The following is a 25987-nucleotide window of genomic DNA, read 5'->3' on the forward strand; positions in this document are numbered from 1 at the left end:
ATGATGACCGATCGCGTGACGGTTGGGAACCTGCGCGTGGCCCAGGTGTTGTACGACTTCGTCAACAACGAGGCGCTGCCGGGCACCGATATCGACCCCGACACCTTCTGGTCCGGGGTGGACAAGGTCGTCGCCGACCTGACGCCGAAGAACGACGAGCTGCTCGCCCGGCGAGACGAGCTGCAGGCCCGGATCGACAAGTGGCACCGGCAGCGGGTGATCGAGCCGCTCGACCCCGAGGCGTACAAGGCGTTCCTCACCGAGATCGGGTACCTGCTGCCCGAGCCCGACGACTTCACCGTCACCACCGCGGGCGTCGACGACGAGATCACCACGACTGCCGGTCCTCAGTTGGTGGTGCCGATCCTCAACGCCCGCTTCGCGCTGAACGCCGCGAACGCTCGGTGGGGCTCGCTCTACGACGCGCTCTACGGCACCGACGTGATCCCCGAGGACGACGGCGCCGAGAAGGGCGGCAGCTACAACAAGGTTCGCGGCGACAAGGTCATCGCCTATGCCCGCCGGTTCCTCGACGGTGCCGTGCCGCTGGCGTCCGGCTCTTGGAGTGAGGCCACCGGACTGAAGATCGACGACGGTCAGCTGCTCGTCGATCTGGGCGACGGAAACTCGGTCGGACTCGCAACGCCCGAGCAGTTCGTCGGCTACACCGGCGAGCTCGGCTCCCCGCAATGGTCGGTCCTGTTGCGCAACAACGGCTTGCACATCGAGGTTCTCGTCGACCCGCAGTCCCCCGTCGGCTCCACCGACGCCGCAGGCATCAAGGACGTGGTGCTGGAGTCGGCGGTCACCACGATCATGGACTTCGAGGACTCGGTGGCCGCGGTCGACGCCGACGACAAGGTGCTCGGCTACCGCAACTGGCTCGGGCTCAACCGCGGCGATCTCACCGAAGAGGTGAGCAAAGGCGGTGAGACGTTCACCCGTAAGCTCAACGAAGACCGCACCTACACCACCCCGGATGGCGGCGAGTTGACGCTGCCCGGTCGAAGCCTGCTGTTCGTGCGCAACGTCGGCCACCTGATGACCAACGACGCGATCCTCATGACGGTGAACGGCGCCGACGGCGAGCAATACCGAGAGGTGTTCGAAGGCATCCAGGACGCGCTGTTCACCAGCTTGATCGCGATGCACGGCCTCAAGTCCGGCGACGATAACGGGCCGCTGGTCAACAGCCGGACCGGCTCGGTGTACATCGTCAAGCCGAAAATGCACGGCCCGGACGAGGTGGCCTACACCGTCGAACTGTTCAGCCGCGTCGAGGACGTGCTCGGACTGCCGGCCAACACGCTCAAGATCGGCATCATGGACGAGGAGCGCCGCACCACGGTCAACCTCAAGGCGTGCATCAAGGCGGCCGCGGACCGGGTGGTCTTCATCAACACCGGTTTCCTCGACCGCACCGGCGACGAGATCCACACCTCGATGGAGGCGGGTCCGATGATCCGCAAGGGCGCGATGAAGAGCACCCAGTGGATCCAGGCCTACGAGGATCAGAACGTCGACCTCGGGCTTGCGACCGGCTTCTCCGGCAAGGCCCAGATCGGCAAGGGCATGTGGGCGATGACCGACCTGATGGCCGACATGGTCGAACAGAAGATCGGCCAGCCCAAGGCCGGGGCCACCACCGCGTGGGTCCCCTCGCCGACCGCGGCCACCCTGCACGCCATGCACTACCACGAAGTCGACGTCTACGCGGTGCACAAGGAGCTCGAGGGCAAGAAGCGCACCAGCATCGACCAGCTGCTGACCGTGCCGCTGGCCAAGGAGCTGGCCTGGGCGCCCGAGGAGATCCGCGAGGAGGTCGACAACAACTGCCAGTCGATACTCGGCTACGTGGTGCGCTGGATCGACGCCGGCGTCGGCTGCTCGAAGGTGCCCGACATCCACAATGTTGCACTGATGGAAGACCGTGCCACACTTCGGATTTCGAGCCAGTTGCTGGCGAACTGGCTGCGCCACGGCGTGATCACGCCCGACGACGTGGTCGCGAGCCTCAAGCGGATGGCGGCCGTCGTCGACAAACAGAACGAGCAGGATCCCGAATTCAAGCCGATGGCAACGGATCCGGACCACAGCATCGCGTTCCAGGCCGCGCAGGAGTTGATCCTGTCCGGCGCCGAGCAGCCGAATGGCTACACCGAACCGATCCTGCACCGCCGGCGGCGCGAATATAAGGCCGCAAGCGACGGTGCGTGATCCGGTGACCGGTCGACGTCGCGGGTAAGGGCGGAAGTGGGCAGGCACAGCAAACCGGATCCCGAAGATTCGGCAGGTGAGGACCGACACGACGAGTCCCGGACCGAGCGATTCGACCGGCTCGGCGGGACCGAACCCGAGCGCGGTGCGGGCTACTTCGGGGGGTTCGGCTATCCCGACGATCGTCCCGAGCACTCGGATGAATACCCGGGCGACTACCGGGACGACTCCCCGGACCAGTCGGACTACGAAGGCTACGAGGCCTACGAGGACTACGACGGACCCGAGTATCCCGAGTCGCAGAGCGGCAGCGGCTCGGCTCCCCCGCCGGGCATTGGGCCCAGGTCGGGCCCGCAGCACAGCGGCGACTGGGAGGGCGGTGAATGGACCGGCAGCCATCGCGCGGTGACCGCCGGCAGGCGCGGCGTCAGCGTCGGTGTCATCGCCGCGCTCGTCGCCGTCGTCGTCGCCGTCGGCGCGGTCATCCTGTGGCGTTTCTTCGGGGACGCGCTGTCCGACCGCAGCGACCAGGCCGCGGCGCGCTGCGTGGACGGCGAACTGGCCGTCGCGGTGGTCGCCGACCCGGCCATCGCCGCGCACATCCAGACGCTGGCCGACCGCTACAACGAAACCGCTGCCCCGGTCGCCGACCGGTGCGTCAAGATCGGCGTCAAACCGGCCGAATCCGACCAGGTGGTCAACGGGTTCATCGGACCCTGGCCCGCCGAGCTCGGCGATCGGCCGGCCCTGTGGATCCCCGGAAGCTCGGTGTCCGCCGCGCGGCTCGAGGCTTCCGCGGGCGCCCAGACGATCATCGACAGCCGCTCGCTGGTCACCTCGCCGGTGCTGCTGGCCGTGCGGCCGCAACTCAAGGGCGCTCTCGCACAACAGAACTGGTCGACGCTGCCGCGGCTGCAGGCCAGCCCGGCGTCGCTCGAGCAGCTGAACCTCCCCGGCTGGGGTTCCCTTCGCCTGTCGCTGCCGCTCAGCGGCGACAGCGATGCGTCTTATCTGGCCGCCGAGGCGGTCGCGGCGGCCTCGGCACCGGCCGGTGCGCCGCCGAGCGACGGCACGCGAGCGGTGAACACGCTGGTGGCCAATCAGCCGAAGCTGGCGGACAAGAAGGCCTCGACCGCGATGGACGCGCTGCTCAACGCGGCTGATCCCGCCACAGCGCCGGTGCACGCCGTCATCACCACCGAACAGCAGCTGTACCAGCGCAGCGCCCAGTTGCCCGACGCGGGCAAGACAGTTGCCTCCTGGCTGCCGCCCGGCCCACCGGCCGTCGCCGATTTTCCGACGGTGCTGCTGGAGGGCGACGGGCTGTCGCAGGAACAGAAGAGCGCGGCCAGCGAATTCGCCCGGTTCATGCGCAAACCCGAGCAGTTGGCCGAACTCTCCAAAGCCGGTTTCCGCGCCGAGGGCGCGACCCCGCCGGACAGCGACGTCATCGATTTCGCTCCGCTGCCGGCGCCGTTGTCGGTCGGCGACAACGAGATGCGGGCGACGCTTGCCAATGCGCTGACTGCGCCGGCGGCGAACCCGGCCGTGACGATCATGCTCGACCAGTCGATGCCCACCGACGAGGGCGGCCAGTCCCGGCTCGAGAACGTGGTCGCCGCGCTGACAGCCCGGCTGCAGGCGCTGCCGCCCTCGGCGGCAGTCGGCCTGTGGACCTTCGACGGCACCGAGGGGCGCTCCGAGGTGAGCACCGGACCGTTGTCCGACCAGGTCAACGGTGCCCCGCGGTCGGCGGCCCTCACCTCGGCGCTGGACGAGCAGTCCGCATCGGGCGGCGGCGCGGTGTCGTTCACCACGCTGCGCCTGGTCTACACCGAGGCGATGGCGAATTACCGTCAGGGCCAAGAGAACTCGATCCTGGTGATCACAACGGGCCCGCACACCGACCAGAGCCTGGACGGCGAAGGTCTGCAGGCCTACATCCGCGGCGCGTTCGACCCGGCACGGCCGGTAGCCGTCAACGTGATCGACTTCGGCTCCGACTCCGATCGCGAGACCTGGCAGGCCGTCGCCGAGGCCAGCGGCGGCAACTACCAGAATCTGACGAGTTCGGCGGGCCCCGAACTCACCGAGGCGATCGCCAACTTCGTGGGCTAAACGGGCGCCGAACGGGTGTTACCCGCACGCTTGCTGCGGCGACGCATGCATTGAGCCCACAGTCGGCGGAACGGGGAACTAGGCGAACGCGGCGACCGGCGGGCACGAGCACATCAGGTTGCGGTCGCCGTACGCCCCATCGATGCGACGCACCGGCGGCCACACCTTCGGCCGGAAGTTCTTGCCGAGCGGATAGGCGGCCTGCTCGCGGGTGTAGGGATGGTCCCACTGGGCCACCAGCAGGGACTCCGCGGTGTGCGGCGCATTACGCAGCGGATTGTCGTCGACGGGCCACTCGCCCGAGCCGACCTGGTCGATCTCGGCGCGGATGGCGATCATCGCCTCGCAGAACGCGTCGACCTCGGCCAAGCTTTCGCTCTCGGTGGGCTCGACCATCAGCGTGCCCGCGACCGGGAAGCTCATGGTCGGAGCGTGGAAACCGTAGTCCGCCAACCGTTTCGCGACATCGTCGACGGTCACTCCGGTCTGCTTGGTGATCGCGCGCAGGTCCAGGATGCACTCGTGGGCGACCATCCCGTTCTCGCCGGTGTAGAGCACCGGGTAGTACTCATCGAGGCGGCGGGCGACGTAGTTGGCCGACGCGATCGCGGTCAGCGACGCCGCACGCAGCCCACCGGCCCCCATCATCCGGATGTAGGCCCACGTGATCGGCAGGATCGACGCCGACCCGTACGGCGCCGCCGACACCGCGTGCTTGCCCCCGAGTTCGCCGGCCAGCGGATGACCGGGCAGGTAGCGCGCGAGGTGTTCGCGCACCGCGACGGGCCCCACCCCGGGTCCACCGCCGCCGTGCGGGATGCAGAACGTCTTGTGCAGGTTGAGGTGGCTGACGTCGCCGCCGAAGCGACCGGGCCGGGCCAGACCGACGAGCGCGTTGAGGTTGGCGCCGTCGACATAGACCTGGCCGCCGACGTCGTGTACGGCCGCACAGATGTCGGCGATGTCGTGTTCGTAGACGCCGTGGGTGGACGGGTAGGTGATCATCAACGCCGACAACCGATCGGCATGCTCGGCGACCTTCGTCCGCAGGTCGTCGAGATCGACGTCCCCGTTCGTCCGGCACGCCACCACCACGACCCGCATCCCCGCCAGCGCGGCCGATGCCGCGTTGGTGCCGTGCGCACTCGATGGGATCAGGCAGACGTCGCGGTCCGGCTGGCCGCGTTCGGCGTGGTAAGCCTGGATCGCCAGCAGACCCGCGTATTCGCCCTGCGAGCCGGCGTTGGGCTGCAGCGACACCGCGTCATAGCCGGTGATGTCGGTCAGCCACTTCTCCAGATCGGCGATCAGCTTGCGCAACCCGGGGGTGTCGGAGGCCGGCGCGAACGGGTGCTGCCGGCCGAACTCCGGCCAGGTGATCGGCTCCATCTCCGCGGCCGCGTTGAGCTTCATCGTGCACGATCCGAGCGGAATCATGCTGCGGTCCAACGCGATATCCTTGTCGGCCAGCGACCGCAGATAGCGCATCATCTCGGTTTCGGTGCGATACCGCGTGAAGGCCGCATGGGTGAGGAACTCCGACGTCCGCGTCGTAATGCGTGGCCCGTCGAACGCCGAGTCCACCGGTGTCGCGCCGAACGCGGCCAGCACCGCCGCCACATGGGCCTCGGTGGTGGCCTCGTCGCACGACACGGACACGTGATCGTCGTCGACCAGCCAGACGTTGATCCCGCGCGCCTTCGCGGCGTCACGCACCGCACCCGCCCGCCCGGGCACTCGAGCCAGCACCGTGTCGAAGAACGCGCGATGCACGACGTCGACACCGGCCGCTGACAGGCCGGCGGCCAGGGCCCGCGCCCGCTCGTGCACGCGGGTGGCGATCCCGGTCAGGCCGTCTGCGCCGTGATAGCTGGCATACATCGCCGCCATCACGGCCAACAGCACCTGCGCGGTGCAGATGTTGCTGGTCGCCTTGTCGCGACGGATGTGCTGTTCGCGGGTCTGTAGGGCCAAGCGGTAGGCCGGCGACCCATCCGCATCTACGGACACCCCGACCAGGCGGCCGGGCAGTTGCCGGGCGTGTTTGGCGCGCACGGCCAGGTAACCGGCGTGCGGTCCGCCGAATCCCATTGGTACGCCGAACCTCTGGGTGCTGCCGAACGCGACGTCGGCGCCGACTTCGCCGGGCGGGGTGAGCAGCGTCAGCGCCAGCAGGTCGGCGCCGACGGCGACCAGAGCACCCCGCTCGTGTGCCTGTGCGATCAGTGCGGTCCAGTCGTTGACGCATCCGCTGGCGCCGGGCAACTGCACGATGACGCCGAAGAAGTCTCCGTCGGGCAGGCCACGTGTGAGGTCGGCGCTGACGAGCTCGATGCCCAGCGGCTCGGCGCGGGTGGCCAGCACGGCGGCGGTCTGCCGGTACACGTCAGCGTCCACGGCCAGGCGGTGCGACGGACCACGCACGGCCCGGTGCATCAGGGTCATCGCCTCGGCGGCCGCGGTGCCCTCGTCGAGCATCGAGGCGTTGGCGACCTCGAGACCGGTCAGGTCGGTCACCATGGTCTGGAAGTTCAGCAGCGCCTCCAGGCGGCCCTGGCTGATCTCCGGCTGATACGGCGTGTACGCCGTGTACCAGGCGGGATTCTCAAGGATGTTGCGGCGCAACACCGGCGGCAGCAGCGTGTCGAAATAACCCTGTCCGATCATCGACACGGCCACCGTGTTCAGCGTGGCCAGCGAGCGCAGTTCGGCCAGCGCCTCCTCCTCGGTGGCGGGCGCGGGTAAGTGGTCGAGGCCGGGGGCAAGGCCGTCGGCGGACAGCGTGTCGAGGATGCCCGACGGCAGCGCCTTGTCGGCGAGTTCGTCGAGCGAACCCACACCGATGGTCTTCAGCATCGTCGCGACCGCATCGGCATCCGGGCCGATGTGGCGGTCGGCGAAGTTGTGCTGGTGGTGATCGAACACTGGGGGATGCTCCAGTCGCATAGAGAAACCGTGTGGGTTCCTCTCCCTCTGTCGTCGACCCGGACCGGGCGCCTGAGAGATTCGGCGCTTCCCGGCCCGCCGCTTCCTGGCGGCGAGAAACGCCTTTCCCCATGGGCGGGTAAGCGCCCCATAGCTGTGGGCTTACCGCTTTCCAGAGGCATCGGGGCCTGACGCGGTCCGGGGGCCTGAGAGGTTGACGGAGAGGTGTTGCTCCTTCGGCGTCCGTGACTGGCGGTCACGGAACTCTCCCGCACCAGGGCGATGCACGGGCGATTCTACCGCTAGCCGTGCGCGTCTACACGCCCAGCTGGACACTCACCTGTACGCCGAACAGACGCAGACTGTCCCTTTCAAGCCGCGAAACAGGGCAGTTTGCGCCTGTTCGCGAGAGGAAAGGTCAGCCGATCTTGCGGTCGCGGTGCTTGCGGCGGGAGGCCAGCTCGTCCTCGGGCGCCGCGATCGACTCGCCGCCGTCGGCCCGTTCACCCGGGAAATCGGCGATCGCGCCGGTCAGCTCCCGCATGGCGCCCGACACCGCGATGCCGAACACACCCTGGCCGCCCTGCAGCAGGTCGACCACCTCTTCGGCCGACGTGCACTCATAAACCGTGGTGCCGTCGGAGAACAGCGTGATGTTGGCCAGATCGCGAACCCCGCGCTGACGCAGATGGTCCACGGCGACGCGGATGTTGTGCAGCGAGATGCCGGTGTCGAGCAGCCGCTTGACGATCTTGAGAACCAGGATGTCCTTGAACGAGTACAGCCGCTGGCTGCCCGAGCCGGCCGCGCCGCGGATCGACGGCACGACCAGCGACGTCCGCGCCCAGTAGTCCAGCTGCCGGTAGGTGATGCCCGCGATCTGGCAGGCGCTCGGCCCCCGATAGCCGACCAGCTCGTCGGGGACGGAGTCGTCGGGGAAGAGTCCCGCCTGCACGGGTTCTGATGTCGATTCCGAAGGTGCCGTCAGTTCCGAATCCGCGGGGCCGCTAGCAGCAGTGAGATCCAGCTGCTCCTGACGTGGCGTGTCTCCCACTTCTCGATTCCTCTCGCCGATCGAACCCGCGTCTGTGACCTGCGTGGGCGCACATCCTGCCAAGCCCGAGTGTGTCGAGCATACGCTTTGCGCCGTGCCTTCGACTGCCCATCAGTGGTCCGGCCACCAAAGTATGGCTGCCCCAAACGTAGATGGGGAAAACGCGCGCCGCGTGTCGAAGCGACGAGACGTTTCCGTGACTAAAAGCCCAGGAAGCCTCGCCGCGTGATCGTCGTCCGGCTAGGTCCGATGGCCAGACTCCTCAACGCGGCTCGTGCCTCGCCGCGTGATCGTCGTCCGGCTAGGTCGCCTTGAAGTCGTCGGGCGACACGCTGTCGAGAAACTCCTTGAATTTCTCCACCTCGTCCTCGCGCACCGCGCCCGCTGCCTCGTCGTCGTTCTCGTCGGGGATGATGAGGCCGGCCTCCGCGAGCACCGCCTCCTCGACGTAGATCGGCACCCCGACCCGCAGCGCGATCGCCACCGAGTCCGACGGCCGCGCCGAAACCTTGATGTCGCGGTCGAAGATCAGGTCGGCGTAGAAGGTGCCTTCCTGCAGGTCGACGATGCGTACCTCTTTGAGCGAATGACCAAGCGCGGCAATGACATCGCGGATCAGGTCGTGGGTCAGCGGCCGGGCCGGCTCGACTCCCTGCTGTTCGAGCGCTATCGCGGCCGCCTCTGACTGGCCGATCCAGATCGGCAGATACCGGTCGCCGTTGGACTCCCTCAGCAGCAGGACCGGCTGGTTCTGAGGCTGCTCCACGCGAATGCCGACCACACGAACCTCACCCATCTGTGTCTGCCCTCCGCGCCGAAGAAGCCAGCCTGTTAGCCATCGCTTCGAGTCTAATCCTCAGCGATCCAGTACGTCGCGCACCGCGGACTTGATCAGGGATGTGTGCAACGTGATCGCCAGCGCCGCCACCTCACGCGCCAGGTCGTCGGCGCGGTCGCGGGCGCCGGCCTTGTTGGCCTTGACGATCGGTCCGGCGATTTGGGCGATCAGGTCGGACTGCCGGTCGGCCGCCGAGCGGAACGCCCGCAGATGCCGGGCCTCGACACCGTAATCCGCCAGCGCCCGCGCACACTGCGCGATCACCACGGAATGCTCGTCGAAAAATCCGCCGGGTCCGGTGGTGATGATCCCGGCCTTCACGAGCGCGCTCAGAAGTTCATCGTCGACGCCCGAGCGGGCCAACAGGTCCTCCCGCGACAGCCGCACCTGCGTCGGCGCCACCGCCGAAACCGCCCCGGCATCACCGTCGGCCGCTACCGGCACCAGACGCGGCACCCCGTAGGCGGATCCGCTCTGGGGTAGCTCGCCGTCGGGCTGCGCGTCGAGCTGCGCCTTAATCACCTTCAACGGCAGGTACTGGTCACGCTGGGCGGTCAGGATGAACCGCAGGCGCGCGCAGTCGTAGGCGGTGAACCGCCGATAACCCGACGCGGTGCGCTCGGGGGTGACCAGGCCTTCGCCCTCCAGGAACCGGATCTTGGAGATGGTCACGTCCGGGAAGTCCGGTCGCAGCAGATCGAGGACCGCTCCGATCGACATCCCAGTGAGCGCGGGAGTGTCGGGCGCGCTCACTTAGCTGCCCGGACCGCTGTCGTCGCTCTTGGGCCCGGTCAGGAACACCAGGCGGAACTTGCCGATCTGCACCTCGTCACCGTTGGTGAGTACCGCGGAGTCCACGGGTTCGCGGTTGACGTAGGTGCCGTTGAGGCTGCCGACGTCGACCACCTGGAACTCGCCGCCCTCGAGCCGGAACTCGGCGTGCCGACGACTCACCGTGACGTCGTCGAGGAAGATGTCGCTGTCTGGATGCCGCCCGGCCGACGTGGTGGGCTGGTCGAGCAGGAACCGGGAGCCCGCATTCGGCCCACGCTTGACGACCAGCAGCGCCGAACCGGCAGGTAGACCTTCGACGCCCGAGACGGCGCCCTCGGTGCCCGCCGTCGCCGGGGCGTCCAGTTCGTTGAGGAAGTCGGCGCGGAAGACCGATGTCGTTTCCACGGTGACTTCGTCAGACGTCTGGTCGGTCCCAGAATTCCGGTCGTTTTCCGTCACCCGCTGCTCCTAACTGGCTGCTGTGGCGATACCGCGTCTGATTTGACCGTACCGCGCAGTGGACGTGATTGTGCCCACCACCGCCGGATCGGCCCCTAGTTGGCGTCCGGTGTGCAGAACCCTAACAACCCGTCATTCAGTCACCGTGCTGCGGTAGCCGTCGGCATCGAGGAGCCCGCGAAGCGCGTCCTCCAATGCGCCGGCGTCGGTCTGCAACTCGACCAGCCAACCTTCGCCGTAGGGGTCGGAGTTGACCAGCTGCGGGTTCCCCTCCAGATCACCGTTCACCGCAACCACTTTGGCGGTGACGGGAGCGTAGAGGTCCGACACCGACTTGGTGGACTCCACCTCGCCGAACGACTCGCCGGCCGTCACCTCGGCGCCGACGTCGGGCAGCTGGACGAACACGACGTCCCCCAGCGCCGACTGCGCATAGTCGGTTATCCCGACCCGCACGGTGTCGTCGCCGGTGCGCAGCACCCACTCGTGTTCCTCGGTGTAGTGCAGGTCGGCTGGGATTTCGCTCACGGCGCTCCTCGTTCTTCAGCGTTCGGCGTGGTTGGCCACTGACCCTCATTTGACTGGCTGAGCGTATTGGCGCTGTTTCGGTTGTCGCAAGGCGGTCACGTCGACCCGGTCGGACTGTTGCACCGTCATGGTCCCGCCGACGCGTTCGACGCTGTCCATGGCGCCGCCGGGAATGGTCATCGCGGCGGCCAGGGTGGGTGGATCACCAATGGCCAGAACGGAATACGGCGGCTTCATCGGCGAGTTGTCGACCACCAGGGCGCCGGGGTCGCCGACCACCCAGGTGTCGACGCCGACGCGCACCGAGGTCTGTTGACCCGGTCCCCCGCCGCGGATCTCCATGGCCTCGGCGCCGGCGTTGCGGAGCTCGTTGATCACGTCGAGCAGCGTCTCGGCGGGGACGCCGGGCGCGGTGTCGGTGATGGTCAGCGTGACGCCGGGCCCGGTCGCGGCCACGGTGCCGATCAGGATGGACAGTGCGGCCAGCCGGGCCTGCGCGTTCTCGACCGCGGCCTGGTCGCTGCTGCCGGACGCCTGCAGCTGCGTCAGTGTGCGCTGCAGGTCGCTCACCTCGGTGTTGAGTGCGGCCTCCCGCTGCTGCAGCGAATCGAGCAGCACCAACAGGTCGGCGGGCCGGGCGGTTTCCAGCGCATCGCCGGATTCGTTCTGCCGCACCTGGGTGACGATCGCCACGCCGAGCACGACACAGAGCAGCACCGCCAGCGCCCGAAAGATCAGCTGTGACCGGGTGCCCCGCCCTCCTCGCAACTCGTCGAGGTCGGGTGCGGGCGCATCGGGCGGCAACTCGTGGCGGCCGTGCTGCTCCGGCTGCTCGTGCTGCGGGGTGTGCTCACTCATGCGTCACGCGCCGAATAGCCTGCGCCGCAACGCGGCTGCGTTCCCGAAGATCCGGATCCCGAGCACGACGATGATCGCCGTCGACAGCTGGGTGCCGACGCCCAGCTGGTCACCGACATAGACGATCAGCGCAGCGACCAATACGTTGAACACGAACGACACCACGAACACCTTCGAGTCGAAGATGCGCTCCAGATACGCTCGCAGCCCGCCGAAGACGGCGTCGAGCGCGGCGACGACCGCGATCGGCAGATACGGCTGGACGAAGTCGGGAACGTCGGGGCGGAAGACCAGCCCGAGCACGATGCCGACGACCAGTGCGGCGATTCCGATCATGTGTCTGACTTCATCTCTGTGTCTACGGCCCAATCTCCTTGGCGAAGTTGATTTCTCGGACGGAGGCGGCGGGCAGTTCGAGCCCGTCACCGGTGCTGACGCTGACTCCGACGCCGTAGGAGACCTCCAACAGTCGAAGTCGTTGCAGGCCGGGGCTGCGGTCGAACACGCCCTGCATCGCGTGTGGCGGTCCGATCGCGAGGACGACGTATGGGCTGCTGATCGGTTGATTGTCGACCAGGATCCCGCCGCCCGCCTGTCGGACCGTCACATTGGGTCCGATCCGCACACCGCCCACCGACAGCGCTTCGGCGCCGCTGACCCACAGCGAGTTGACGACCAGTTGAAGATCGCGGTCCAGGATCACCTGCCGGCTGCCCGGCACCCGCTCCTTCGACACGTCGCTGAGGTCCGCGGATACGCCCGGGTCGGTGATGGTGATCGTCAGGCCGGGGCCGATCACGGGTGTGGCGGCCGCAGCGAAGTTCGCCCCGTCGAGTCGTTCCAGCAGTTGCTGGCCGCGTGCATCGCCTTCGAGGCGGTTGCGCCGTTCGTCGTCGACTTCGGCGGCCAGCGTGTCCCTGCGGGCCGTCATGGCCGCGGTGTCGGCTTCGGCCGTCCGCACGCTGCCCGCGAGCACCTGCTGCGTCTCGCGGACGCCCGGGGCGGTCGCGCGGGCCTGGGCCATCGCAACCGCGAACACCACCACCAGCAGCAACGCACCGGCCACTTGCCAGATCCACGTCTGCCACCGGGGCCGCACCCGACCGGCGGCTTTGGCCTCGGCCGCCGCCGCATACCCGGGGTCGAGGTGGTCGGTCAGCAACGACCGCAGCAGCGACGGGACCGGGATCAGCGTCGGTCGGTCCGCCTCGTGGGCGTTGCGGCCCGCCTGCGGGTCGTAACCGCCGAGCGTTCTGCGGAAGCTCTGCGTCATCGGGCGTCCGGGCTCGTCGCGCGCGCGTTCATCGCGTCACCTTCGGCAGCTGTCGCACCACCATGCCCACCTGGATCAGGTACAGCAGACCGGACCACAGGTACATCACCAGGCCCCAGATCAGGAAGGCCCAGCCGATGGCCAGCACCACCCGGCTCCAGGTCGCGTCCCACTGCCCCAACAGGATCAGCGGCAGCCCGGACATCAACGCGAACGTGGCGGCCTTGCCGACGTAGGTGACCGGCAGCGCGGTCAGGCCGCGGCTGCGTAGCAACGGCAGCGTCGTGGCCAGCACGGCATCGCGGCCGATCAGCGTGAGCACGATCCACCACGGAAGCGAGCCCTGAATCGCCATGGCGATCGGGACCACGAGCATGTAGATGCGGTCGACGGCCGGGTCGAGCAACTCCCCCAACCGCGACGACTGGTTGTCGACCAGCCGCGCGATCTTGCCGTCGGCCCAGTCGGAGAACCCGCTGAACATCAGCACCGCCACCGCCCAGGCGTTGGCGTGCACGACCAGCAGCAGCCAGAGGAAGACCGGCACCAACACCAGGCGCAGCACGCTGAGCACGTTGGGCACCGTGAGCACCCGGTCGCGGGCCTGACCCGCCTCGTCCGGCGGCGAGGGCGCTTGGCCATGCGCCTCGGTCATGGACTCAACCTAGCGGAACACGCCCGGCAGGCTCAGCGCCGACAGCGAGTCGTCGGCGAGCGGGTTGTCGTGCACCATGTACGTCCACGTCGAGGTCGGGCGGGCCAGTTTGGAAAGGTCGACCCCGGGCTCGTCCTCGATCGACGATGCGGTCTCGAATGTCTGCTGGGCCGCTTCGATCGCATCGGCGGCCAGCGAGGCGAACGCGTCGACGGCCATCCGGTGGAACTCGTCGATCGGTGTCTGGTTGCCCAGCGCCCTCAGGTGGATGCTCTCCCGGATGTCGGCCAGATACGCCAGGTGGTCGGCCCATCCTCGGTCGAGGTGGTACAGCATGATCAGCCGGCAGATCTTCTCCAGCTTCTCCTCGCCGAGCCGCTCGACGACCTCCTCGTAGCGGTTCGGCGACAGATCGGCGAGCTCCTCGCGCGCGGTCGGCGTGCGCAGCAACGTGTTTCGGCGTTCGACGATGATCGCGCGCTGCTGGGCGATCAGCTGGTTGTAGCGCCAGTTGTTGGCGTGGATGTCGAGCATCCGGCCTTCGGCGATGCGCTGCGCGTGATCCAGCAGAGTGGCCGCCTTAGGGCTCACGACGCGGCCGTCGTCGTCGCTGTCCATCGGAAGCTTGTTCGGTTCCAGATGCGCCACCACCACGTCGTCTTCCCAACTGGAGAAGAACACCGACGAGCCGGGGTCGCCCTGGCGCCCGGCGCGACCGCGTAGCTGGTTGTCGAGCCGCTCGGTGTGGTGCCGGCCGGTGCCGATGACGTGCAGCCCCCCGAGCTCGGCGACCTCGTCGTGGTCGGCCTCGTCGGAGCCGCCGAGGCGGATATCTGTGCCGCGGCCGGCCATCTGGGTGGACACCGTGATGCTGCCGAGCTTGCCGGCCTCGGCGATCACCGCGGCCTCCTCGGCGTCGTTCTTGGCGTTGAGCACCACCGCCGGAACGCCCGCCTTCACCAGCTTCTCGTGCAGCTCTTCTGACTCGGCCACGTCGCGGGTGCCGACGAGCACCGGTTGCCGGGTCTCGTGGATCTCCTTGATGTGCTCGACGATCGCGTCGTTCTTGGCCGCCGCGGTGACGTACACGCGGTCGGTTTCGTCCTGGCGGATGTTCGGCTTGTTGGGGTCGATCGGCGAAACGCCGAGCTTGTAGAACTGGCGCAGCTGCTCGCCTGCGGCCAGCGCGGTGCCGGTCATGCCGCACACCGTCTGGTACCGGTTGACTAGCGCCTGGACCGTGATGGTGTCGAGCACCTCACCGGTCTCGGTCGTCTCGATGCCCTCCTTCGCCTCGACCGCGGCCTGCAGACCGTCTGGCCAGCGCTGCAGCTGGGCGATCCGGCCGCGGGAGGCGTTGATCAGATGCACGGCGTCGTCGCGGACGATGTAGTGCACGTCGCGCTGCAGCAGCACGTGCGCGTGCAGCGCCACGTTGATCTCGGTGAGTGTGGTGGCGACGTGCTCCTCGGAGTACAGGTCGATGCCGCCGAGCTTGGCTTCCATCTTCTGCGCGCCGATCTCGGTGAGATGCACGTTGCGGCTGTCGGTGTCGGTGTCGTAGTCGACGCCGGGCGTGAGTTCGCCGACCATCCGGATGATTTCGACCTTCGGGGTCTCGCGGTGGCTGGTGCCCGCGAGGACCAGCGGCACCAGCGCTTCGTCGACGAGCACCGAGTCGGCCTCGTCGATCAGCGCGACGTCGGGATTCGGTGAGACCAGGTCGGCCACGTCGGTGACCAGCTGATCGCGCAGCACATCGAAGCCGATCTCGTTGACCGAGGCGTAGGTGATGTCGCATTTGTAGGCCGCGCGGCGCTCGTCGGCCGTCGAGCTCTCGGTGATCCAGCCGACAGTCAGGCCCAGCGCCTCCAGCAGCGGGCCCATCCACTCGGCGTCGCGACGCGCCAGGTAGTCGTTGATGGTGATGACGTGCACGCGCCGGCCGCCCAGCGCATAACCGGCCGCCGCGATCGCGCCCGACAGGGTTTTACCTTCACCGGTGGCCATCTCGACCACGTCGCCGGCGAGCATTCGCAGTGCGCCGAGGAGCTGCACATCAAAAGGACGGAGCTGGGTCGTCCGTTCGGCGGCTTCCCTGGCGACCGCCAGGAACTGCGGAATGTCGGTGGACTCGGCGAGGTCGTCGAGGATCAGCAACTTGGCGGCCTTGCGCAGTTGTTCGTCGTCGAGCGCCGCGGCCTTCTCGTCGAACTCCGCCGAGCCGCGCACCTGGGCCATCGACTGGGCCTGGTCGCGGTCGGTGCTGGCGCCGAGCAGCCGCCAGAACCTGCTGCTGACACGACCTGAATTGCGGGTCTTCGTCTTCACCACACCGCTACCGTACGCGGCCCCCGGACTGCAGGTCGCGCACCGTCGCGCTCAATCGAGCGGCCGGAAATCGATGCGCGCGGAGTCGGACACCGCCTCGAACCCGATCTTCTGGTAGATCGCGTTCGACGTCGGATTGGCCAGGTCCGTGAACAGCACGACGCCGGCGTCGCCGCGATTCAACGCCCCCTGTGCGGCCGCGGCGGTGACGGCTGAGCCGTAGCCGTGCGCGCGGCGGTTCGCGGGGGTGAAGACGGGACCGATGCGCGAGACCCCGGCCGCGGCCGAGCGCAGCAGCGCCATGCTCACCGGCGTGCCGTCGACGTCCCACAGCACGAACCGGTCACCGCGGCCCATCGCGGCGTCGACGAATACGCCGCCCGCGGTGTCGGGATGTCCGGGCGTCTCGGCGAAGAACGACTGCACCCAATCGGCCAGCACGGGGCGATCCGGGTCCGCCGCGATGCGAGCCGAACCCGCGACACGTGCCGGCGGCTGCAACGTCCCGAGCCGGTACAGCCGCTCCTCGAGCGTGACGGCGGCTACTCGACCCGTGCTTTCACTCCAGGCGTCGGCGAACGCGGTAGTGGCGTGGCGAGCACCGCGCACACCGGTGAGGTCGGGACACCTGTCCGCGACATCGCGGGCGACGGCATCGATGTGCTCGGCGGGAATACCGTTGCACGCCAAGGGGTATGGCGGTGTCTGCAGCGCCACGCCGAGGATCTCCGAGTCCTGCCACAGTGACAGCAGCAGCGCGTCGTCCGGCAGCGCGGCCCGCAGGACGGTCAACTCGATCGTGTTGGCGATCGGGTCACGGCGATAGACCGGCTCGGCGATCGCGAGGAACTCGTCGGCGGAATCGTGAAAGCGCAGCTCCATGACTCCAGCATCGGTGCGAATCTCGAACGCGTCGACTGATTTTCGTCGCGCTCACCCGCAACAGGACCTACGCCAGGTTCGACCGGCGGGGGTACGCCACCGTCGGATCGGTCAGCGCGTTGACCACGGCCGGCAGGCTCGAGGAAAACGCCCGCTCCAGGGCGGGTCGCAGCTCGGCGGGCGTCGACACCAGTTCGCCGTGCCCGCCGAGAGCCGTGACCACCTCGTCGTACCGGGTGCCCGGCCGCAGATCGGCCACCACCGAGTAGCCGTACAACATCTCCATGGGATGTTTCTCCAGCGCCCAGATTCCGTTGTTGCCGATCACCGACACCACCTGAACCCCGTGTCGTACCAACGTATCCCACTCCATGCCGGAGAACCCGAAGGCGCCGTCGCCCTGCAACAACACGACCTGCCGGTCCGGCCGGGCCAGCTTGGCGGCCAGAGCGTATCCGGGCCCCGAGCCCAGACAGCCGAACGGGCCGCTGTCGAGCCAGGCGCCCGGCACGTGGCTGTCGATGAGGCGGCCCGCATATGAACCGAAGTCGCCCGCGTCGATCACCACGATCGCGTCGCGGTCCAGCATCGTATTGAGCTCGGCGTACACCCGCATCGGGTGCAGCGGCGTGCGGTCGTCACGAAGTTCGTCAGCCTCGGCGGTGCGCGCCGCGGTCTCCACCGCACGGAGGTCTGCGATCCACGCTTCGTGGTCGGGCGTGGCGGCCGCCGACAACGCAGACAAGGTCGCGGTGAGGTCACCGAATAAACCGGCGGCGACCGGTCGCGCTGGTGCCCGCTCGGGGGCCACCCGGTCGACGGCGATCAGCGCAGTGTCGGCTCCGAACACGCCCCCGAAGCCGAGGCGGAAGTCCATCGGCACACCGATCACCAGAGCGACGTCGGCTTCCTTCAACGCCTTCGACCGCGCCCGCGAGAACGCGAGCTGATGGTCGGCGGGCACAACGCCGCGAGCCATCCCGTTCATCAGCACCGGGATGCGCAGCGACTCGGCAAGCTTCAACAGGGCGGTCTCGGCGTGGCCCCACCACACGTTCGTCCCGGCCATGATGACCGGCCGCCGCGCCCCGGCCAGCAGTCGCACTGCGACGTCCACCGCATCGCCCTCGGCGTGCGCCTGCGCGGGCGGCCGGCTCAGCGCTCCGGGCCCACCAGTGTCGGCGGTCTCACTGAACACGTGGTCCATCGGGAAGTCGACGAACGACACCCCCGATGGCGCCCCGCCCGCCCCGCCCGCTGCCCGCAGCGCATCGTCGATCAGCCGCCCGACGGCGTCCGGCGACTCCGCGGTGGCCGCGAACCGGGTCAACGGCGAGACGAACGGGACGTGGTCGATCTCCTGCAGGCTGCCCTGCCCCCACCGCAACGCCGGCGCGCGGCCGCCGAGGATCACCAGCGGCGACTGGTTCTGCTGCGCGGCCGCCATCGCGCTCATGCCGTTCGTGACTCCGGGACCGGCCGTCAACGCCGCCACGCCCGGCACCCGCGTCACCTTCGACCAACCCTCGGCGGCGAACGCGGCGGTCTGCTCATGGCGGGTGTCGATCAGCCTGATGTTCTCCGCCCGGCAGCCGTCGTAGATGGAGAACAGGTGCCCACCCGAGAGCGTGAAGACCGTGTCGATGCCGCTGGCCCGCAACCGCCGGGCGATCACGTGTCCCGCGTTCACCGCGTCAGGAGCCGCAGCGTCGGTGCTCATGCTGGCAGCATAGAGAGCCGCGGCGCTCGAGGGTCGACGCGCGACCGGCAGTGAGACCGGCGCAGCGCCTCCGACAGGTTGTCGAGGTACCTTGCCCGAATGGAAGAGGGAATGTTCGCCCCCACGCTGGACTGGGGCAACGAGCTTCTGGCGTCGCTGACATGGATCGGCCAGGCGTGGGCGGTCGCGGCAGTGTGCACCCTGGCGATCCTTGTGCTGATCGCCCGTTTCACGGAGTGGGGCAGACAGTTCTGGCGCATCACCGGCGACTACTTCAAAGGCCCGGAGAGCGTCAAGGTCTGGCTCTGGCTGGCGGTGATCCTGCTGTCGGTGATCGTCGGTGTTCGACTTTCGGTGCTCTTCACGTACCAGGGCAACGACATGTTGACCAGCTTCCAGGTGGTCGCGTCCGGTCTGGGTACCGGCGACGACGCGATCAAGGATTCGGGCCGGGACGGGTTTTGGTTGTCGATGCGGGTATTCGCTCTGCTAGCTGTTCTGCACGTCGCACGGATCATGTTGGACCTGTTCATCACGCAACGGTTCATGCTCGCGTGGCGGGTTTGGCTGACCGATCGGTTTACCGGCGACTGGCTCGACGGCAAGGCGTACTACCGGGGCCGGTTCATCGACCAGACGATCGACAACCCCGATCAGCGCATCCAGCAGGACATCGACATCTTCACCGCCGGCGTCGGCGGACTGCCCAACACCCCGAACAACACCTCGACCTCCACGCTGCTGTTCGGCGCTGTCAACGCCGTCGTCTCGATGATCTCGTTCACCGTGATCCTTTGGGGACTGTCTGGGCCCCTCACGCTGCCGGTCGTCGGCGAGGTGCCCAAGGCGATGTTCTGGATCCTGATCGCATACGTCCTGTTCGCATCCGTCTTCGCATTCTGGATCGGCAGGCCGATCATCTCGCTCTCGTTCAACAACGAGAAGTTCAACGCGGCGTTCCGGTACGCGCTGGTGCGGCTGCGTGACGCGTCCGAGGCGGTCGCGTTCTATCGCGGGGAAATCGCCGAGCGCACCGGCCTTCGCCGACTCTTCGCCCCCGTGGTGTCCAACTACAAGCGCTACATCAACCGGATGATGGGGTTCTACGGCTGGAACCTGTCGATGGACCAGATCATCGTGGTACCGCCGTACTTGTTCCAATTCCCGCGGTTCTTCAACGGCGAGATCACGCTCGGCGCGGTGAACCAGTCCGCGGCGGCGTTCGGCAATATCGAACAGGGCCTGTCGTTCTTCCGCAACGCGTACGACCAGTTCGCCGGTTACCGTGCGGCGATCATCCGATTGCACGGGTTGGTGCTGGCCAACGAAGCAGGCCGGGCGCTGCCGGAGATCACCACCACCCCGTGCGCCGACGGCAGCGTCCGACTCGACGACATCGAGGTCCGCACCCCGGACGGCAGGCAGCTCATCAACCCGCTCGACCTGCGGCTGGAGATCGGCGAGACGCTGGTCGTCACCGGTCCGTCCGGCGTCGGCAAGACCACTCTGCTGCGCAGCCTCGCGGAGTTGTGGCCGTTCACGTCCGGCACGTTGACACGGCCGTGCGGGCCGAACGAGACGATGTTCCTGTCGCAACTGCCCTACGTGCCGCTCGGGGACCTCCGCGCCGTGGTGAGTTATCCGAACGAGGGTGGCGCGATCGAGGACCGAGAGTTGGAGCGCACACTCGAAGCGGTGGCACTGCCCCATCTCGTCGGCCGACTCGACGAGGTCCAGGACTGGGCCAAGGTGCTATCCCCCGGCGAGCAGCAGCGCATCGCGTTCGCGCGCATCCTGCTGACCAAGCCCAAGGCGGTGTTCCTCGACGAGTCGACGTCCGCGCTCGATGAGGGGGTGGAGTTCCTGCTCTACCAGTTGGTGCGGACACGACTTCCCGACACGATCCTGGTCAGCGTCAGCCACCGCAAGACGGTCGAACAGCATCACAGCCATGAGCTGGAACTGCTTGGTGAGGGCGAGTGGCGCTTCAGTCGCATCGAGGGCGACGAACCGGTGCCGGTCTAACGCTTGGCGGCGTGTGCGCCCGCGCGCCTGCCGAAGAACGAGCCCTCGCCGAGTTGCGTTCCGCTGGCGTAGCCCTTGCCGTCCTGGGCGATGTTCGATGCGCACGCGCCCGCGGCGTAGAGCCCGGGAACGGCCGAGCCGTCCTCGCGCAGCACCTCACCGTCGATCGACACCGCCAGCCCGCCCATGGTGAACCCCGAGTACATCGCCCGGCCCAGTGACAGGTCGAACACCGCGTACGGTCCGTTGTCTTGGGCGGCAAGGTATTCCGGTTGTTTGTGAAAATCCGGGTCCTCGCCGTGGGCGGCGTGCTCGTTGTAGCGGTTCAGCGTCGCCACCAGCTTGCCATCCGGAATGCCAAGTGCGGCTTCGACTTCCTCGATGGTCTCCCACCCGTCGAGGAACTTGATCAGCGGCATCTCCGGCATCTCCATGTGCGCCTCGTCGACGATCAGGTACGCCGTCTGCTCCGGTTGTTCCAGGACGAACGCCGATGTGCGCGAATGGTAGGAGTCTTCGGCGACGAACCGCTCACCGTTCTTGTTGACGATGATGCCGGTCAGCAGAATTTCGGGCGGGTAGGCGGCGGCGGTGATGAACAACTGGTCCAGGTTCTTGGCGACCCCGCCCGCCGAGATGCCCAACCGGATGCCGAGGCCGTCGTCGTTCGGATTGCCGAGGATATAGGGCTCAACCTCGCCGTGATGCTTGGTCTTTCGCTTCTGCCCCAGCGCCGGCGTGTAGTGCGCCACCATCTCCGGGTTCATCGCAAACCCGCCCGCGGCAATGACGACGGCCTTGGCCCGCACGGTGCCCGTCTCGCCGAAGTGCTTCCACTGCACCCCCACGACGCTGCCGTTCTCGACCACCAGATTGGTCGCGCCCGTCTCGTAGCGGATCTGCACGCCCAGATCGGCGGCGCGCTTGACCAACAGGTCGATCACCATCGCCGCGCCGCCGAGTTCCCCCGGCACCGGAACCGAGTGGCCGCGCGGCGCGGGCTTGGCCTGCTCACAGAACGGCCACACCTTCTCGTTGCCCGTGTACGACAGCCCCTCGGTGCCCGGCGGAACCACCACCTTGCCCGGGTAGTAGCTGCGCTCGAACTCGAAGCCGAGGGCTTCCAACCACTCGAAGTGCTCGACGCTGCCGTCGCAGTACGCGCGAATCTTGTCGTGCTCGGGCTCACGTGACATTGCGACGAGGTACTTGTACATCTCCTCCGGGCTGTCGTCGTGCCCGGTCGCCCGCTGCACGGCGGTTCCGCCGCCGAGGTAGAAATGTCCGCCGGCCATCGACGTCGTGCCGCCCGCGTCCGCTGCCCTCTCCAGGACCAGCACCCGCGCACCCTCGGCCGCGGCACTGACGGCCGCGCACCCGCCGGCGATGCCGAAGCCGATCACCACGACGTCGGCCTCGTCGGACCATGCCGTCACATCGGCCGCGGCGACGGTGTCGGGGGCGTCGGGAATCTGGGTGCTCACTTCTGCTCCTGTTTGATGTATTCGAAGAATGCCTTGATTTCGGCTGGGATGTAAGCGATCTCGACATAGGGCACGCCGGCCGCCGGCGCGGCGACGTACGCGAACCGCATCCCGCCGGGCATCACCCCCTGGGCGACGACCTCCTCGGCGCCGGCAACCGCGCCGTTGAACTCCTCGACGGAAGACTTCTCGACGCAGATGTGGTGCAGCCCAGGCCCGGTGCTGTCGAGGAATTCGGTGTAGACGCTGCGCCCGGACACGGGCGCGATGAGCTCGAGTTGCGTGTCACCGGCGTAGCTCAGCGAGATGTTCGCGACGAAATCCGCCGGTTCACCGCGGAAGGTGCACGCATCCGGTGCGAAGTGGACGTCGGGCATGCGGACCCACTTCTTGGCGCCCAACAACGTGGTGAGCGCATGTTCGGTGGCCTCGAGGTCCCGCGTCACCCACGCGATCTGGACAGGTGTCTGGGCATGCATCGGGTCGAGGATATCCGCGCCCGGCCGCGAAGGCTAGAACGTGTTCTAGTTACTCCTCGCCGTAGTACGCCTTCAGGCACCGATCGGCCGAGCCGCGTGCGACTTCGGGGTCTTCCCCGGCAGCGACGTTGGCGGCGAACCACTGTTCGCCGGACAGTTTGAGGAAGCGGCGCCCGTCTTCGGTGGTCGTCCACTCTTGCCCTTCGGCCGGATCGACGGAGTCGCCGGTGGCCAAGTGCAGTGCCAGGCCCAGCAGCATGGAGTCCCAGCCCATGCCCACGGCGCCGGGCCCGAACTGACGCCAGGTGTCGTCATCGACCTGCGCGATGTGCTCGACCACAAGACGGGCCCGGTCGACGCCCTCGCCGACGACGCTGACGTCGATCCAGCTGACGCTGCCCATGCTCTCCCAGGTGGCGGTGAAGTTCTTCGGCGGATCGCAGGTCAGGACCGTGCCGTTGGCGTGACCCTGCAACTGGTAAGAGCCGCCGAGTTTGAGCTCACCGGAGACCGGTAGGAACCACCGCTCGATGCGTTCGGCGGTGGTGACCGCGTCCCAGAGATCCTCCTGGTCGGTGTCGTAGACCTGGCTGATGGTCACGACGCGCGCCTCCCCCGAGTCGATCGTGCGGGTCCCGACGGTGCGCCTGACCGCGTTGATTTGATGGTCGACGTCGATGTCCTTCATGGAGCCTTCCTTCGTCGTTGTCGTTTTCCGCGGGCGATCTCGGTGCCGAGCGCATTCAGCGGCGGGGTCCAGAAGCGGCGGAACGCATCGAGCCACTGGTCGACGTCCTGCAGCGCCGTGCCGTTGACCGCGTAGAGCCGGCGTTGGCCGTCCGGTCGTACGGACGTGAAGCCGTTGTCGCGCAACACTTTCAAGTGCTGCGAGACAGCCGGTTGAGTGATCGCGAACTCCTCGGAGATGGTGGCGCCGATCGCACCGGCCGACATCTCGCCGTCGGCGAGCAGTTCGAGGATGCGACGGCGCACCGGGTCCCCGAGGACGTCGAACGCGTGCACCGGTTCAAGGTAAAGCCACGACTTATATAAGTCAAGCTTTATTAGATTGCCGCCTTATGGCACCGAACTCGCCGACGCGGCGGAGATGACGTCTTGGCTCGCCTGCTGCCTGGCCGTGTGCCACGACACCGCGGCGGGATACTTGCCCCAGGTGCTGTTGAACATGCCGATGAGCGCCGCCCGGTTGTCGGGGGTGATGACATACACCGGCCCGCCGGAGTCGCCCTTCTGGCTGACCACGCCGTTGGCCATCGTGAACCAGCCGTTGTTGACCGCCTCGACGTTGCCGCAACTCTCACCGGTGACCACGCCGAAATGGCACACCGGTTGCCCCGGCGCAGGCACCACAGCGGGGTCCGACACCAGCACCCTGCCGCCGGGCAGGACGTTGTTGACCGCGACGTCGGGGGCCAGCGCGATCGCCTCCCAATCGGCGATCTGATGGTTGGTGTCCACGGTGGCGCCGTTGGGCGTGTTGTCGCGGAACACGGTCTGCATGCCGATGAGGTTGCCGTCCCGGTCCCGGACCGGCCCACTGCCCCGGCAGTGTCCGGCGGTGAACGCGATCCGCGCCTGCGGGTCGACGTAGCCCAGCGTGCAGACGTTGGTGTCCTGGCGGATTTCCATGCCGGGATAGACCAACACACCCGGGGTTGCCTGCGCGGGCGCGGAACAGAGCGCGAGCGCCGCGATCGGGGCGGCCGCGGCCGCTAGTACGCGTTTCCATGGTCGGCGCACTGTCGCCTCCGCTCCTCGGGCCGATTAAGCCTCGGGCACCCGCGCGTTGCGGGCTCCATATACCCGGGCGAGCATGCGGAAAACCGCACCCGATACGGAGCAACCACTCGACGATGGTCCCGTCACTTGCCCATCGGCGAAGATCACCGTCGTGTTACGCCCCGGCCGCATTTTCGCCACGGGCTAGGAATCAAACCCTACGCCGAGGGCGTCAAGCGTCCGCAGGAAAACGTTGCGGTGCCCGGCTTCATGGTCGGCGCGGTCCAGTGACCAGCGGGTCGCCTGGATGGCGATGCTCGCCAGCGGCTCCGGCGGAAACGGCATCGGCCGCTCGCGCACCATCTGCAGTTCCGTGCGGCCGGTGGGTCGGCCGTCGAGCAGATCGAGACACACGTCGGCGGCGAACCGCGAGGCGCCCACCCCCAGCCCGGTGAACCCGTTGACGTAGGCGACGCGACCGTCCCTGGCGAGTCCCCAGTGCGCGCAGAACCGGCTGTTGGTGTCGATCGCACCAGCCCAGCGGTGGCTGAAGCGGACGTCGTCGAGCTGCGGAAAGGTGAGGAAGAAGTGCGCAGCCAGGCGCCGGTACGTCGCCGGCCGGTCCTCGTAGCCGGGGTCGACCCTGCGTCCGAAGTGGTAGACGGCGTCGTAACCGCCCCATACAATGCGGTTGTCCATGGTGAGGCGGTAGTAGTGGAACTGGTTGGCGCAGTCGCTGATCCCCTGTCGGTCGCGCCAGCCGATGCGGTCCAGCTGGACGTCGGTGAGCGGCTCGGTGGCCAGCACGTAGTCGTAAACCGGGACCGTGTGCAACCGGTTTCGCTTGAGCAGGCTCGGATAGACGTTCGTGGCCAGTACCGCCCGCCGGGCGGTGATCACCGCGGGCGTGCTGTGCACCCGAAGACCGACGCCACCGGAATCCAGCTGCGTGGCGTTGGTGTGCTCGTAGATTCGCACGCCGGCGTCCCGGCACGCCGCGGCGAGTCCGAACACCAGCTTGGCGGGGTGCACCAACGCACAGGTGTCGGCGCTGAACAGCCCCCGAGGTAGGTCGGCGACCGCACCTTGGCTTGCACTTGCGCCCTGCCGAGGAACTGCCCCTGCCCGTCGGCCGCGGCCTGTCGCAGCCAGTCGACCTGATGAGGTTCCGTGGCTACCGTCAGCATGCCCGTGCGTTGCCATTCGGCGTCGAGACCCAGCTGCCGGATCTCCGCTTCCATACCGTCGAGGTTGTCCCGCCCCATCGCCTCGAGTGTGTGAATCTCGTTGGGCCAGCGCGCTTTTCCATTCGCAGTGCCGTGGGTGAGGCTGGCCTCCACAAAGCCTCCGTTGCGCCCGGACGCCGCCCATCCGATCCGATTGGCCTCGATCAGCACGATCCGCTGGTTCGGGTTGCGACGCGCGGCGTGCAGCGCCGTCCACAACCCGGTATATCCACCACCGACGACGACCAGATCGCACGTGACCGGCAGGGTCAGCGCCGGGTATTGCGGCCGAGTCGTCGGACTGTGGGCAGTCAGCCAGACCGAACCCGGCGCACTCGCCGCCAGCGAACGTTCTACCTGACCAGGATCGACCGGGGCGTCGAAGACGGTGTCCACCTCGC

Annotated in this window: 21 protein-coding genes, 1 pseudogene and 1 riboswitch; of the genes and pseudogenes, 3 read left to right on the forward strand and 19 right to left on the reverse strand. The window is 67.9% G+C overall.

All coding sequences use genetic code 11. From position 1 onward, the window contains the following. Nucleotides 1–3: 3 nt before the first annotated feature. Together AU185_RS07210 and AU185_RS07215 are read left to right on the forward strand one after the other, a co-directional pair. Nucleotides 4–2217 carry a malate synthase G gene (locus AU185_RS07210; protein ID WP_059098660.1) on the forward strand — a complete coding sequence of 738 codons (2214 nt, stop codon included), beginning with the start codon at nucleotides 4–6 and terminating at the stop codon, nucleotides 2215–2217. A 36-nt stretch (nucleotides 2218–2253) separates the two neighbouring features. Then, a complete protein-coding gene (locus AU185_RS07215) occupies nucleotides 2254–4335 on the forward strand; it encodes a substrate-binding domain-containing protein (protein ID WP_059156952.1) in 2082 nt (693 codons plus the stop codon). Nucleotides 4336–4413: 78 nt separating this feature from the next. Here AU185_RS07215 and gcvP read toward each other — a convergent pair whose 3' ends face one another. From gcvP to AU185_RS07280, 13 genes are all read right to left on the reverse strand, one after another. After that, nucleotides 4414–7260 carry an aminomethyl-transferring glycine dehydrogenase gene (gcvP, locus tag AU185_RS07220; RefSeq protein WP_231740257.1) on the reverse strand — a complete coding sequence of 949 codons (2847 nt, stop codon included), beginning with the start codon at nucleotides 7258–7260 and terminating at the stop codon, nucleotides 4414–4416. Between the two features lie 184 nt (nucleotides 7261–7444). Further along, nucleotides 7445–7542: riboswitch (glycine riboswitch) on the reverse strand. A 136-nt stretch (nucleotides 7543–7678) separates the two neighbouring features. After that, nucleotides 7679–8314 (reverse strand): MerR family transcriptional regulator, encoded by a 636-nt coding sequence (locus AU185_RS07225; RefSeq protein ID WP_059098551.1) that lies wholly within the window; start codon nucleotides 8312–8314, stop codon nucleotides 7679–7681. Between the two features lie 301 nt (nucleotides 8315–8615). Then, nucleotides 8616–9110 (reverse strand): bifunctional nuclease family protein, encoded by a 495-nt coding sequence (locus AU185_RS07230; RefSeq protein WP_059098552.1) that lies wholly within the window; start codon nucleotides 9108–9110, stop codon nucleotides 8616–8618. Nucleotides 9111–9170: 60 nt separating this feature from the next. Beyond that, nucleotides 9171–9905 carry a transcriptional regulator FtsR gene (ftsR, locus tag AU185_RS07235; RefSeq protein ID WP_059156953.1) on the reverse strand — a complete coding sequence of 245 codons (735 nt, stop codon included), beginning with the start codon at nucleotides 9903–9905 and terminating at the stop codon, nucleotides 9171–9173. Then, nucleotides 9906–10385: a glycogen accumulation regulator GarA gene (garA, locus tag AU185_RS07240; protein ID WP_059098554.1), complete on the reverse strand. Its 480-nt coding sequence runs from the start codon at nucleotides 10383–10385 to the stop codon at nucleotides 9906–9908. It abuts the gene before it with no gap. Nucleotides 10386–10517: 132 nt separating this feature from the next. Beyond that, on the reverse strand, nucleotides 10518–10913 hold the full coding sequence (gcvH, locus tag AU185_RS07245) for a glycine cleavage system protein GcvH (protein WP_059098555.1): 396 nt from the start codon (nucleotides 10911–10913) through the stop codon (nucleotides 10518–10520). Between the two features lie 45 nt (nucleotides 10914–10958). Beyond that, complete coding sequence (locus tag AU185_RS07250) at nucleotides 10959–11771, reverse strand: DUF881 domain-containing protein (RefSeq protein WP_059098556.1); 813 nt, start codon at nucleotides 11769–11771, stop codon at nucleotides 10959–10961. A gap of 3 nt (nucleotides 11772–11774) precedes the next feature. Beyond that, nucleotides 11775–12107, reverse strand: a complete 333-nt coding sequence (locus AU185_RS07255; protein WP_059098557.1) for a small basic family protein — start codon at nucleotides 12105–12107, stop codon at nucleotides 11775–11777. Nucleotides 12108–12129: 22 nt separating this feature from the next. Next, nucleotides 12130–13044 carry a DUF881 domain-containing protein gene (locus AU185_RS07260; protein ID WP_059098558.1) on the reverse strand — a complete coding sequence of 305 codons (915 nt, stop codon included), beginning with the start codon at nucleotides 13042–13044 and terminating at the stop codon, nucleotides 12130–12132. Between the two features lie 28 nt (nucleotides 13045–13072). Beyond that, nucleotides 13073–13699 (reverse strand): CDP-alcohol phosphatidyltransferase family protein, encoded by a 627-nt coding sequence (locus tag AU185_RS07265; RefSeq protein WP_059098559.1) that lies wholly within the window; start codon nucleotides 13697–13699, stop codon nucleotides 13073–13075. A 9-nt stretch (nucleotides 13700–13708) separates the two neighbouring features. Then, nucleotides 13709–16033, reverse strand: coding sequence for an accessory Sec system translocase SecA2 (secA2, locus tag AU185_RS07270; protein ID WP_059098560.1), 2325 nt, complete (start codon nucleotides 16031–16033; stop codon nucleotides 13709–13711). Nucleotides 16034–16081: 48 nt separating this feature from the next. Next, complete coding sequence (locus tag AU185_RS07275) at nucleotides 16082–16912, reverse strand: GNAT family N-acetyltransferase (RefSeq protein WP_059098561.1); 831 nt, start codon at nucleotides 16910–16912, stop codon at nucleotides 16082–16084. 67 nt (nucleotides 16913–16979) lie between these two features. Then, entirely contained in the window at nucleotides 16980–18632 is a 1653-nt protein-coding gene (locus AU185_RS07280; protein WP_059156954.1) for an acetolactate synthase, read from the reverse strand. 111 nt (nucleotides 18633–18743) lie between these two features. On the opposite strand from AU185_RS07280, the gene AU185_RS07285 reads away from it, so the two are divergent. Beyond that, the gene (locus tag AU185_RS07285; protein WP_502687732.1) at nucleotides 18744–20657 is read left to right on the forward strand and encodes an ABC transporter ATP-binding protein/permease; all 1914 of its coding nucleotides are present in this window, start codon (nucleotides 18744–18746) and stop codon (nucleotides 20655–20657) included. Here the strand turns inward: AU185_RS07285 and AU185_RS07290 are convergent. From AU185_RS07290 to AU185_RS07315, 6 genes and pseudogenes are all read right to left on the reverse strand, one after another. Next, nucleotides 20654–22129 (reverse strand): FAD-binding protein, encoded by a 1476-nt coding sequence (locus tag AU185_RS07290; RefSeq protein WP_082683787.1) that lies wholly within the window; start codon nucleotides 22127–22129, stop codon nucleotides 20654–20656. The genes AU185_RS07285 and AU185_RS07290 overlap by 4 nt on opposite strands. An 8-nt stretch (nucleotides 22130–22137) precedes the next feature. Further along, on the reverse strand, nucleotides 22138–22620 hold the full coding sequence (locus AU185_RS07295) for a VOC family protein (RefSeq protein WP_059098565.1): 483 nt from the start codon (nucleotides 22618–22620) through the stop codon (nucleotides 22138–22140). Between the two features lie 49 nt (nucleotides 22621–22669). Beyond that, nucleotides 22670–23308 carry an SRPBCC family protein gene (locus AU185_RS07300; RefSeq protein ID WP_059098566.1) on the reverse strand — a complete coding sequence of 213 codons (639 nt, stop codon included), beginning with the start codon at nucleotides 23306–23308 and terminating at the stop codon, nucleotides 22670–22672. Continuing rightward, entirely contained in the window at nucleotides 23305–23643 is a 339-nt protein-coding gene (locus tag AU185_RS07305; RefSeq protein WP_059098567.1) for an ArsR/SmtB family transcription factor, read from the reverse strand. Before AU185_RS07305 ends, AU185_RS07300 begins: the two co-directional genes overlap by 4 nt. 54 nt (nucleotides 23644–23697) lie before the next feature. Continuing rightward, nucleotides 23698–24381, reverse strand: a complete 684-nt coding sequence (locus tag AU185_RS07310) for an Rv1815 family serine proteinase (RefSeq protein WP_059098568.1) — start codon at nucleotides 24379–24381, stop codon at nucleotides 23698–23700. Between the two features lie 183 nt (nucleotides 24382–24564). Beyond that, nucleotides 24565–25982, reverse strand: a pseudogene (locus tag AU185_RS07315) (NAD(P)/FAD-dependent oxidoreductase). Between the last annotated feature and the right edge of the window lie 5 nt (nucleotides 25983–25987).

Origin of the sequence: Mycobacterium sp. GA-0227b, from assembly GCF_001499855.1 — a bacterium.
Classification (GTDB): Bacteria; Actinomycetota; Actinomycetes; order Mycobacteriales; family Mycobacteriaceae; genus Mycobacterium.